Consider the following 11,209-nt stretch of genomic DNA (forward strand, 5'->3'; position numbering starts at 1 on the left):
AAGAAAGCGCGCACCTTGGCATGGTCCGCATTGGACTGCGCCTGCACCTGGCTCATCCGCGCGGCGAGATCGACCATCGCATGGGGAAAGCGATCGAGGAAGCGCGCAAGCTCGTCCACGCTCCATTCGAGGCTCGCCATATGCGCGCCGTCGAACGCGAGACGCGGGTGGCGCGCCACGAAGCGATCGCGCACCGCCATCAATTGTTCGTAGCTCGGCTCCTCGGGGTGCCGGTACATATAATATTCGGGATGCTCGCTGAAATAGCTCCGGTCATTGTCGGTCGTCATCTGATCGAGCGGCAGCCAGCAATTCTTGGGCTCGCCCTGATGCGCGATCAGCGGCACGCGCCTCGCCTCGAGCTGCGCGATGACCGGATCGAAGCGCGGATCGTCGAGGAACACGCGCTTGCCCGCGGCATCCTTCGCCACCATCCCGATATTCTTCCATACCTTGACCGCCACCGCGCCCCGCGCGAGCCCCGCATCGATCTGCTTTTCCGCCCGCGCCGCCCAGCCCGGCGCGCCGAAACCGTCCATCGAGAAGGTGGTAGCGAAATGGAAGCGCTTGGGATCGGCCGCATGCATCGCATAAGCGATCCGCGCCTGCTCCGCGATCGGCGGGAAATCGGGATAATCGACGTTGATCGACAATAGCTCGAACCCGTCCGTCGCTGCGAGCCGCACGAACGCCGGATCGGCCACATTGGCGTGGACATGCGCGTCGAGCTTGCGCACCCGCGCGAAATCCGCCTCGCCATAAACGTCGGGCGCCGGCGCGGCCCCCACGAGCAGCAGCGCGGTCGTCGCCAGCGCCAGATTCCGCAATGCGCGCATCTTCTCTCTCCAAAGGAAACTTAACGAAACTCACTTTATGTTGCGTTTTATATTGCGCAACCCCAAGCGACTGTGCAAGTCTCCGACAAGCCGACGATCGATCGCGATCGACACCGCCATGCTTTCGGAGAGAGCCGCTTATGTCGCAGCCCATGATGTCCCGCCGTGCGACGATCGCCCGGTTGATGGGCGCGGGCGCGATGCTCTCGGTCACCCCGCCGCTGCGCGCCGCCGCCCGCGTCGCGACCGGCGACGCGCCGATCCTCCGCCTGTCGGACGGGGTGCTGACGATCGAGTTCGACTCGGCGCTTCATTCGCGCCTCTCGCGCGGCGCGACCGCGCTCACCGCGATGGAGCCGGGCGAGGCGATCCGGCTCGATGATCAGCGCATCGTCGATCGCTTCCTGCTGATCGATCAGCGCCGCGAGGCGGTTTCCGGCCCGCACGGCCGCGGCCAGGTCCATCATCTCCGCGGCACCGCCGGGGGCAATATCGAGAAGCGCATCGCGGTCACCTTCCTCGATTCTTATCCCGGGCTCGCCCTGCTCGACATCGCCTATCGCAATACCGGCACGGCGCCGCTCGCAATCGCCGGCTGGCACGCCGCAACGCACGATCTGCTCGCGCATCCCGACGGCGCGTGGAGCTTCTCGGGCGCCTCTTATGCCGATCGCCGCGATTGGGTGCAGCCGATCACCCCGGGGTTCGGCCAGCGCAACTTCATGGGCATGAACGCCGCGGATTACGGCGGCGGCACCCCCGTCGCCGCGGTGTGGCGGCGCGACGTCGGGCTCGCGGTCGGCCATATCGATATCGTCCCGCGCCTCGTCTCGCTCCCTGTCTCGGGGCAGCCGGGCGGGACGCGGATCGGCATCGCCGGCGACGAGCCCGCGCTCCTCGCGCCCGGCGCGACCCTGTCGCTGCCGCCGCTTTTCGTGATGGCGCATGAGGGCGATCATTTCCGCCCGCTCGACGCCTATCGCCGGATCATGGCGACGCGCGGCATCGCCGCCCCGCCGATCCCCGAGACGAGCTATGCGCCGGTCTGGTGCGCCTGGGGCTATGGCCGGCAATTCACCGTCGACGAAATCTTCACCGCGCTGCCCAAGGCCAGGGACATCGGCCTCGAATGGGCGGTGCTCGACGACGGATGGCAGACGTCGGAAGGCGACTGGAAACTCAATCGCGCCAAATTTCCGCGCGGCGACGCCGACATGAAGGCCTTTGCGGACCGGATCAAGGCGGCCGGGATGCGCCCGCGGCTCTGGCTCGCGCCGCTCGCCGCCGATCCCGGCACCGATCTGCTGCGCGATCATTCGGATATGCTGCTGCTCGATCGCAACGGCGCGGCGCAGAATGTGAGCTTCTGGGATGCCTTCACGCTCTGCCCGGCCTATCCGCCGGTGGTCGATTATTTCCGCGGCCAGGTCCGCCGCATCATCGGCGAATGGGGCTATGAGGGGCTCAAGCTCGACGGCCAGCATCTGAACGGCGTCGCGCCCTGCTACAACCCCGCGCACAATCACGCCCGGCCCGAGGAATCCTACGAAAAGCTGCAGGATTTCTGGAAGGCGCTCTATGACGAGGCGATCGCGATCAACCCGAATGCGGTGATCGAAATCTGCCCGTGCGGCGACGCTTTCGCCTTCCACAATATCCCGGGGATGAACCACACTCCCGCCTCGGACCCGACCTCCTCCTGGCAGATCCGCTCGAAGGGCAAGACGTTCAAGGCGATGATGGGGCCCAGCGCGCCCTTCGCGGGCGATCATGTCGAGCTCAGCGACCGACACGATGATTTCGCCTCGCATTACGGGATCGGCGCGATCCTCTCGACCAAATTCACCTGGCCGCGCGATCCCGCGCACAGCACCGATCCGCTGCCGCCAGGCGGCATCGCGCTGACCGCGCAGAAAGAGGCGCTGTGGCGCAAGTGGATCGCGCTCTACCGCGCCAACATGCTGCCCAAGGGAGATTATCTGGGCGGCCTGTACGATATCGGGTTCGACAAGCCCGAGGGCCATGCGATCCGCGCCGGCGGCAAGATCCATTATGCCTTTTATGCGGATAAATGGTCCGGCCCGGTCCAGCTCCGCGGCCTGCCTGCCGGGCGCCACCAGCTGACCGACAGCTTCACCGGGCGCCCGCTCGGTACCGTCAGCGGCTCCGTCGCCACCCTTCAGGCGAGCTTCGAGCATTTCCTGCTCGTCGAGGCCGCGCCGCTTCAGGACAAGACCAAAGCATGAGCCACGCACCCTCCCGCGCCGGGCGCGCCTGGCTGTTCAATGCGCTCACCACCGTCGTGCTATGGGGCATCTGGGGCGCCTTCTCCGGCCTGTCGCCCGAACGCGGCTTCCCCGAGACATTGGTCTATTGCGTATGGGCGCTGACGATGATCCCGCCCGCGCTAATCGTCCTCGCGCAGGCCGGCTGGAAGCTCGACCGCAGCGCGCGCGCGATCGTTTACGGCGTTGCGGTCGGCGCGCTCGGCGCCGGCGGGCAGATGGTGCTCTTCTATGCGGTGACGCGCGGGCCGGCCTATCTGATCTTCCCGGTCATCTCGCTTTCGCCGGTCGTCACGATCGCTTTGTCGTTCCTCATCATGGGCGAACGCACCGGCCGGCTCGGCGCGCTCGGCATCCTGCTTGCCCTGCTCGCGCTCCCGACCTTCGATTTCGCCCCGGGCGGCGACGCGCATGGCGGAAGCTGGCTGTGGATGGCGCTGTTCGTCATGGTCTGCTGGGGGTTGCAGGCCTATTTCATGAAATCCGCCAATCACATCATGTCGGCGGAGAGCATCTTCTTCTATATGACGGTCACCGGGCTGGCACTGATCCCGGTCGCCTGGGCGATGACCGATTTCAGCCGCCCGATCAATTATGGCGCGAGCGGGCCGTGGCTGGCGGCGGCGATCCAGGTGCTGAACGCGATCGGCGCGCTGACGCTCGTCTTCGCCTTCCGATACGGCAAGGCGATCATCGTCGCCCCGCTCACCAATGCCGGCGCCCCGCTCGCCACCGCGATCATCTCGCTCGTCGCGCTCGGCGTGATGCCGGGATCGCTCAAGCTCGCCGGCATTGGCCTCGCGCTCGCCGCCTCGCTCCTCCTCGCCATCGAGCCGGATACGGCCACGGACGGCGACGCCGCGCTCGATCGCGAAATCCAGTCCGCATAGTTTCGTTTTGTTTCTGTTTATTGCGAAGTCTGTGCAGCTCGCGTATAGCTCGCGTCAAAGGAGCCGTTGATGGAGCTGATTCGAAATCTGATCGACCGCCACAAGCGCGGTGAGGCCATCGGCATCACCTCGGTCTGCTCGGCGCATCCGCTGGTCATCGAGGCAACCTTCCGCCACGCGCTGCGCAACGCCGCGCCGCTGGTGCTGATCGAGGCGACCTCCAATCAGGTGAACCAGGACGGCGGCTATACCGGGATGGTGCCCGTCGGTTTCCGCGCCTTCGTCGAGGAGATCGCCGCGCGCACCGGCTTTCCGCTCGATCGCCTCGCGCTCGGCGGCGACCATCTCGGCCCCAATGCCTGGACCGCGCTGCCCGCCGATGAAGCGATGGCGAAGGCGGAAATCATGGTCGCCGATTATGTTCGCGCCGGTTTCGGCAAGATCCATCTCGATTGCTCGATGAGTTGTGCCGACGATCCCGTCCCGCTTCCCGAACGGACGATCGCCGAGCGCGCCGCGCGGCTCTGTCGCGCGGCCGAGGCGGCGTGTCGCGACGATCCGGCACTCGCGCCGGTCTATGTGATCGGCACCGAAGTGCCCGTCCCCGGCGGCGCGGCGGAGGATCTCGACGCGCTCGCCGTCACCACCCCGGAGGCGGCGCTGGCGACGCTCGACATGCACCGCGACCTGTTTCGCGAAGCCGGGCTCGACGCCGCCTGGGATCGCGTGATCGCCACCGTCGTCCAGCCGGGGGTCGAATTCGATCATATGAAGGTGGTCGATTACCGGCCGGCCGCCGCCGCCGCGCTCAGCGCCGCGATCGTCCCGGTCGATCATATCGTCTTCGAGGCGCATTCGACCGATTATCAGCGCCCGGACGCGCTTGCCGCGCTGGTGCGCGACCATTTCGCGATCCTGAAGGTCGGGCCGGGCGTCACCTTCGCGCTGCGCGAGGCATTGTGGGCGCTCGACGCGATCGAGCGCGAAACGGTCGATGCGTCGCGGCGCGCGGGTCTGCGCGACACCGTCGTCGCGCGGATGAAGGCCGCGCCGGGCAATTGGCAGCGTTATTATCACGAGACCGGCGCCGCGCTTGATCTCCAGCTCCAATATAGCCTCAGCGATCGCATCCGTTATTATTGGCCCGATCCCGAGATCGCCGCTGCGCAAGCCCGATTGTTCGACAATCTGCGCGCGGCCATGCCGCCGCTGCCGCTGCTCAGCCAGTATCTTCCCGCCGCTTATGCCGCCGTCCGCACCGGCACCGCGTCGCTCGATCCGGTCGATCTCATCGTCGCGCAGATCGGCGCGACGCTCGATGCCTATCATGGAGCCTGCAATCCCGATGCCTGAAACCCTGTTCGCGTCCGATCTGCCGCCGGGGGGCGCCGAGAGCTGGACGCGTCGCGAGATCCTCCAGCAGCCATCGACGCTGCGCGCGACCCAGGCGCTGCTGCGCGCCAGCCGGGCAGCGATCGAGGGCTTCCTCGCCCCGCTGCTCGCCACGAACGACCTGCGCATCATGCTGTGCGGCGCGGGCACCTCCGCGTTCATCGGCGAATGCCTCGCGCCGTGGCTGTCGGCGACCACCGGGCGGCGCGTCGAGGCGGTGGCGACGACCGATATCGTCGCCGCGCCGCAGCTCTATCTCGATCCCGCGCGGCCGACATTGATGGTCTCGTTCGGCCGCTCGGGGAGCAGCCCGGAGAGCGTCGCCGCGGTCGATCTGGCCGATGCGCAGCTGCCGTCGGTCCACCACCTCGTGATCACCTGCAACGCCGCGGGCGCGCTCGCCCGGCGCGATGCGGCGAACAGCCATGTGGTCGTGCTGCCCGAGGAAACACATGACCGCGCGTTCGCGATGACGTCGAGCTTCAGCGCGATGATGCTGGCGGCGCTATCGATCCTCGGCGGCATCGACACGATCGACGCCCGCGTCGAGGCGATCGCCGACGCGGTTTCGGCGACGATCGCGGGCGCGGAGCCGCGCGCTGCGGCGCTCGCCGCGCAGGATTTCGACCGGGTGGTCTATCTCGGCAGCGGCGTGTTCCAGGGCCTGGCGCGCGAGGCGGCGCTCAAGCTGCTCGAACTGACCGACGGCGCGATCCCCACCGCGTTCGATTCCCCGCTCGGCTTCCGGCATGGCCCGAAGACGATCGTGACGCCGCGCACGTTGATCATGATGTTCGTCTCGAACGATCCGCTGACCCGGCTCTACGATCTCGACATGCTCGATGAATTGCGTGCCGACGGGCGCTGCGGCGCGGTGGTCGCGATCGCCGCGCAGGATGTGGCGGGCGAGGCATGGCTGGTACCCGGGGCGGCGGGGCAGGCCGATATCGATCTGCTCTTCCCTTATATCGTCCCGGCGCAATTGTTCGCGCTGCATTTCTCGCTGCGGCTCGGGCGGACCCCGGATCGACCCAACGCCAGCGGGACGGTGAACCGCGTCGTCCAGGGCGTGCGCATCCATCCGGCGGCGGCATGAGCATCTTCCTCGGCGTCGACGGCGGGGGCACCAAGACCGAATTCGTCTGCATCGACGAAAGCGGGCGGACGGTCGCGCGCGCGCTCACGGGGACGACCTATCACCTCCAGGTCGGGCTGGACGAGGCGATCGCGCGTCTCGCGCAGGGGATCGACGCGGTGAGCCGCCAGCTCGGCCTTCCGCCCGCCGTTTTCGGCTATTCCTTCTTCGGCCTCCCCGCCTTCGGCGAAGATGCCGCGGTCGATCCGCTGCTCGAGGCCGCGTGCGGCAAATTGCTCGGCCACGGCCGCTATGCGTGCGACAACGACATGGTGTGCGGCTGGGCCGGCTCGCTCGCCTGCGCGGACGGGATCAACCTCGTCGCTGGCACCGGCTCGATCGGCTATGGCGAACGCCGGGGCCGCAAAGCGCGTGTCGGCGGCTGGGGCGAGGTGTTCGGCGACGAGGGCTCCGCTTATTGGATCGCGATCCAGGGCCTCAATGCCTTCACGCGGATGAGCGACGGGCGCCTCGCCGAAGGGCCGCTCAAACACGTCTTCTCGCGCGAACTCGCGCTCGGGTCCGATCTCGACATCTGCGCGCGCGTGATGGGCAGCGGCGGAATGGTGCGTGACGACATTGCCGGCCTCGCACGGATCGTCTCGCTGGCGGCAGAGGAAGGCGATCGCGTCGCGCTGTCGATCCTCGATCGCGCCGGCGTCGAGCTGGCCGCGATCGCCGGCGCGCTACGCCGATCGCTGGGCTTTGCCGAGGAGGAAAGCGTGTTGCTCTCCTGGTCGGGGGGCGTGCTGACTAAACAGGATGCGGTCCGCGCGGCATTGTGCCGCGAGCTCGACGGTCGCGGCCGGTTCGAGGTGATCGCCCCTCGACATGAACCCGGCGTCGGGGCGGCGCTCTACGCGCAAAAGATCGCACGGGAGCGAACGCATCCCTAATCGAAAGATAGCGTCAACGGTCCGTCGAATCCTCCTCCTGCACGCGGCAAATCCGCTTGAATCGGCACCCGATCCATGTTCCCTGATCGTGCCGGGGAGGCAGCCATGATTCGAAAATTTCTCGCCACTTATGATTTCAACCTGCCGCTCAACGACGCTGCGGCCGATCCCGATCTGCCGCCGGTCAGGCGCCGGCTCGCGCGGTTCGGGGCGAGCGAGGGGTTGAACGAGGGCGTTCAGGCAGCACAGGAAATGGCGGACGTTTTTCTCCACGCCGCGCGCGAATTCAACGCCGGAATCCACCGCGACGATAGCCGCGCGCGGGTCCGGATGCGCGAAATCCTGGCGCGCCGGATCGACTATCAGCGCGAGCTGTTCGACGAATTGTGCATGCTGCCGCTGTCCGATGCCGCATCGCATCTGTGCTGGCTGGCCGAATTGATGAAGCAGCGCGCGGACATGTACGCCCCGGTTCGCGCGGCGCGCGCGCGCTCACGGGTTCGGTAGGAACCTTCGTCCTTTGGGAGAAAAAGCCGCCGGTTTCCCGGCGGCTTTTTGCTACCCGAAGAAAGTTCTTATATTATAGTGGATTAGGCGTAGCGGACTGTCGTCGCGGCACGCCGGCGACGCATCGCCGCGCCCACTGCACCAAGGCCGAGAATCATCATCGCCCAGGTCGTCGGCTCAGGAACGCCGCCCGCCAGGCCCTGAACCGAAATATCGTCGATATGCCAGTAAGAAGGATCTTGGCGGAACGTAAATTTGAGCAGCGACGGGCTGCCGTTCACCGGCGTGGTGAACGAGAAATTGAAATATTGGAAAGCGTTCACATTGGTGAAGGTCTGAAGAACCGTATCACCGATCGATGCTTCGAAGCTGTCGGTCGGCGAGCCGGAATTCGAGAGCCAGAACGAAACGGTATAGGTCTGCCCGGCAACCGTGTTGAGAAGCTGGCTCAGCGTCCCGGTCGACCCGACCGCACCGAAATAGGCGCCATAAGTGCCGCTATGCGCCGAGGCGGTGTCCACCCCGGTGAACCCGGTGTTGCCGCCGAGCGTCCAGCCACTGAAATTACCGGTTTCGAAGCCCCCGTTGGTGACCAGTTCGGCCGCATTGGAGGGGGTAGCGGCGGCGGCCAGCGCCAGCGCGCCCACGCCGGCAAAAACGCGTCTTAATTCCACGTCGACTCTCCCTGTTTGGTAGCGAGGTCGGCTGGATACAATATTATTAATTGTAAATTAACTGATTCTTTCGGACCTTGTCCCCGGTTGGTACAGTCAATCGCGGCTTCTCCGCTCACTTGCGCCGGCGCGCTCGGAACGGCGCTTTCAGCCCTTCACTTGCCGACCTCGATATAGATCGGATTGCCGACGAGGATGAGCCGGCCGGCAGCATCGCGCACGTCCGCGCGCACCCAATGCCGGCCACTGTCGGCGATCCAGTTCGTCAGCGCGATCGCGCCATCGCGCTGGATATCGCGGCGGAAGACCGGATCCGCCTCGCCGTCGACGACGAGCTGGATCGTGCCGCCCGACGCGCCCCTCACCTCCGCCGCGAGACGGACACGCTCGCCCGGCCGCACCCGGAGCGCGCCGCCCATTACGGCCTTGGCCTCGCCGTTCGTCGCCGAGATATCGAGAAAGCGACCCTTGACGCCGTAGACGTCGACGAATGCGCGGCCGGCGCGGACGCCGTCGATGAAGCCCTGCACCGTAAGCGCGCGCATGAAGACGACCGTCGTCGGGGTGCCGATCGCACCCGGCTGATCGAAGGGAAGGTCGGCATTGTGGTTGTCGCTACCGCCGATCGCGGTCACGCGCTGGCCGGCGTTGAGCAGTTTCTGCCAGAGCGCAAGACCCTGCAACGGGCTCTCGGCCGATTTGGTCTCGGCCATCGTGCCGCCATTGACCACCTCGATCGCCTGCACCGCGCCGGCCGGCAGATCCTCCACACGCCAGCCGCAGCCCATGCAGATTTCGCCCGACGGCGCGCCGGCATGATTGAGCGAGACGATCCCGCCCTCGCGCTTCACCTCGTCCATCCACTTGGCAGCCTGCGCATAGCTTGGCGCGGTCATGCGGAAATCGAGGAAGGCGGTCGGGCCGAAAACGTTGGAATGGCCAAAGAAGGTCGTGACTTCGCGGCCGGGGATGAGCAGCAGTCGATCGAATGCGCCCTGCAGCGCGCGCAGCGCGTCATAATGCGCGGTCGTATTATGATCGGTCAGCGCGATGAAATCGAGCCCGCGCTTCGCCGCCGCCTCGACGGTGCGATAGACCGGGCACGGCACCTTCTCGCCCTTCTGGGACAGGCATTTGCCGTCGCTGTTGCCGCTGTGCATGTGGAGGTCGCCGCGATACCAGCCGGGCGCAGCATTGATCGGCGCATCGGCGAACGAGGTCACCGTCGGCGCGCGGTCGATATAGATGCGCGCCTCGAACGGCGCCGTCGCGCCCTCGCGGATATTGGGCGCGCCGAGGATCAGATGCCATTCGCCCGCCGGGAGCGGCCCAGGCAGATAGCCCGGCGTCGCATCCTCCGCGCTCAACGTCATCCGGTCGCGCGTGCCGCCGCTCCAGCCGCGAAAGCGCTGAGGATCGGCAAGGCCGAGATCGATGACCGAATGCTGCGCCTTGCCGCCATAGCTGAACTCGATCGTCAGCCGCGTCACGCCCGGCGGGAGCGTGAAAGGTATTTCGCGATAATGCTCATAATCGGCGCGCCCGAGCGTGCCGCGCAACGTCTGATCGGGAACCGCATTCGCCTGCCCTGCCGGTTGAGGCAGGGTTTGGGCGGGCGCGGGCGACGCGAGACAGGCCAGCGCAAGGCCGAGCACGGCGGATTCGATCCCCTTCATCGATCAGAACTTGTACATGATCGCGGCGCGGTAATTCCGGCCGATCAACGGGCGCGCGATGAAGGTGTTGGCGCCCGCATCGCTGTTCTGCAACTCGCCGGCGCGAGGATTGCCCTCGGTAAGACCCAGCGAATTGTTGAGATTGTCGACATAGCCGTAGAGCGACAGACGATCGTTGATCTGCGCGCGGGCGCTGAGGTTGATCGTGCCATAGGCCGGCAGGCGCACCGAGTTCGCGGTGTCGACATAACGCTTGCCTTCATATTCCCATGACGCCTGCACGCGCAGCTTGCCGTCGAGCAGATTGACCCCGGGCACCACGCGGAGGCTGACGGTCGGCACGCGGATCAGGCGCTTGCCGTCATAATTGTAGAACTTGCCCGCGGCGTCGGTATAGGTCAGGCCCTTGTAGCGCGGATCCTGCAACGTCGCGGTGGCCGAGAGATCGAACCAAGACGTCGGCCGGATCGTGCCCTCCAGCTCGACACCGAAAGTCTGTGTATCGGCAAAGCGCGCTTCGGTGACCGAGGCCCCGGTATTCAGATCGAAGCGATAGTTGGTGAAAGCGACATTGTTATACTTGGTCCAGAAGCCGGTGGCATAGAGATCGATCAGCGGGCTGGTATATTTGAAGCCGATCTCGCCCAGGTGCATCGTCTGGATCACCGGGGTCGCGGTCGCGCTGGTGACATAATTGCCGAGGCTCGGCATCCGGTTGGCATAGGTATAGCGCGCGAAGAGACCCGCCGCGCGATTGAACTGATAGTTGACGCCGCCCGTCAGCGTCGCGTGGCTGAAGGTCTTGTCGTAATTGGCGTAGAGGCCGCTGCCGGTGATGATCGACGAGGTCGCCGGGTTGTTCGGATCGAGGTTGACCGTCTTCTTGAGGCCGACCGCGCCGCGCGCCCGCATCGTTTC

Annotated in this window: 9 protein-coding genes and 1 pseudogene; 6 read left to right on the top strand and 4 right to left on the bottom strand. The window is 66.3% G+C overall.

Annotation, left to right across the window (positions count from 1 at the left end; translation table 11 throughout):
* Window positions 1-836 (bottom strand): amidohydrolase family protein (locus BGN95_RS19135; protein ID WP_286773701.1); only part of this gene is annotated, 836 nt, incomplete at its 3' end.
* 140 nt (window positions 837-976) lie between these two features.
* Here BGN95_RS19135 and BGN95_RS19140 point away from each other — a divergent pair.
* The 6 genes from BGN95_RS19140 (at window position 977) to BGN95_RS19165 (ending at window position 7,941) form a co-directional block, all read left to right on the top strand.
* Window positions 977-3,082: a glycoside hydrolase family 36 protein gene (locus BGN95_RS19140; RefSeq protein WP_286773702.1), complete on the top strand. Its 2,106-nt coding sequence runs from the start codon at window positions 977-979 to the stop codon at window positions 3,080-3,082.
* The gene (locus BGN95_RS19145; RefSeq protein WP_286773703.1) at window positions 3,079-4,011 is read left to right on the top strand and encodes a DMT family transporter; all 933 of its coding nucleotides are present in this window, start codon (window positions 3,079-3,081) and stop codon (window positions 4,009-4,011) included. Before BGN95_RS19140 ends, BGN95_RS19145 begins: the two co-directional genes overlap by 4 nt.
* Window positions 4,012-4,080: 69 nt before the next feature.
* Complete coding sequence (locus BGN95_RS19150) at window positions 4,081-5,364, top strand: D-tagatose-bisphosphate aldolase, class II, non-catalytic subunit (protein ID WP_286773704.1); 1,284 nt, start codon at window positions 4,081-4,083, stop codon at window positions 5,362-5,364.
* On the top strand, window positions 5,357-6,499 hold the full coding sequence (locus tag BGN95_RS19155; RefSeq protein ID WP_286773705.1) for an SIS domain-containing protein: 1,143 nt from the start codon (window positions 5,357-5,359) through the stop codon (window positions 6,497-6,499). The genes BGN95_RS19150 and BGN95_RS19155 overlap by 8 nt, the downstream gene beginning before the upstream one ends.
* A complete protein-coding gene (locus BGN95_RS19160; RefSeq protein ID WP_286773706.1) occupies window positions 6,496-7,434 on the top strand; it encodes an N-acetylglucosamine kinase in 939 nt (312 codons plus the stop codon). The genes BGN95_RS19155 and BGN95_RS19160 overlap by 4 nt, the downstream gene beginning before the upstream one ends.
* Window positions 7,435-7,539: 105 nt before the next feature.
* Window positions 7,540-7,941, top strand: coding sequence for a hypothetical protein (locus tag BGN95_RS19165; protein ID WP_265311480.1), 402 nt, complete (start codon window positions 7,540-7,542; stop codon window positions 7,939-7,941).
* An 83-nt stretch (window positions 7,942-8,024) separates the two neighbouring features.
* Here BGN95_RS19165 and BGN95_RS19170 read toward each other — a convergent pair.
* The 3 genes and pseudogenes from BGN95_RS19170 to BGN95_RS19180 form a co-directional block, all read right to left on the bottom strand.
* A pseudogene (locus BGN95_RS19170) lies at window positions 8,025-8,528 on the bottom strand (PEPxxWA-CTERM sorting domain-containing protein); the annotation flags it as partial.
* A gap of 242 nt (window positions 8,529-8,770) precedes the next feature.
* Window positions 8,771-10,291, bottom strand: coding sequence for a CehA/McbA family metallohydrolase (locus BGN95_RS19175; protein ID WP_286773707.1), 1,521 nt, complete (start codon window positions 10,289-10,291; stop codon window positions 8,771-8,773).
* Between the two features lie 3 nt (window positions 10,292-10,294).
* A partial coding sequence (locus BGN95_RS19180; RefSeq protein WP_286773708.1) for a TonB-dependent receptor domain-containing protein occupies window positions 10,295-11,209 on the bottom strand: 915 nt, incomplete at its 5' end.

The organism is Sphingomonas sp. 66-10 (assembly GCF_001897045.1).
GTDB classification, from domain to species: domain Bacteria; phylum Pseudomonadota; class Alphaproteobacteria; order Sphingomonadales; family Sphingomonadaceae; genus Sphingomonas; species Sphingomonas lycopersici.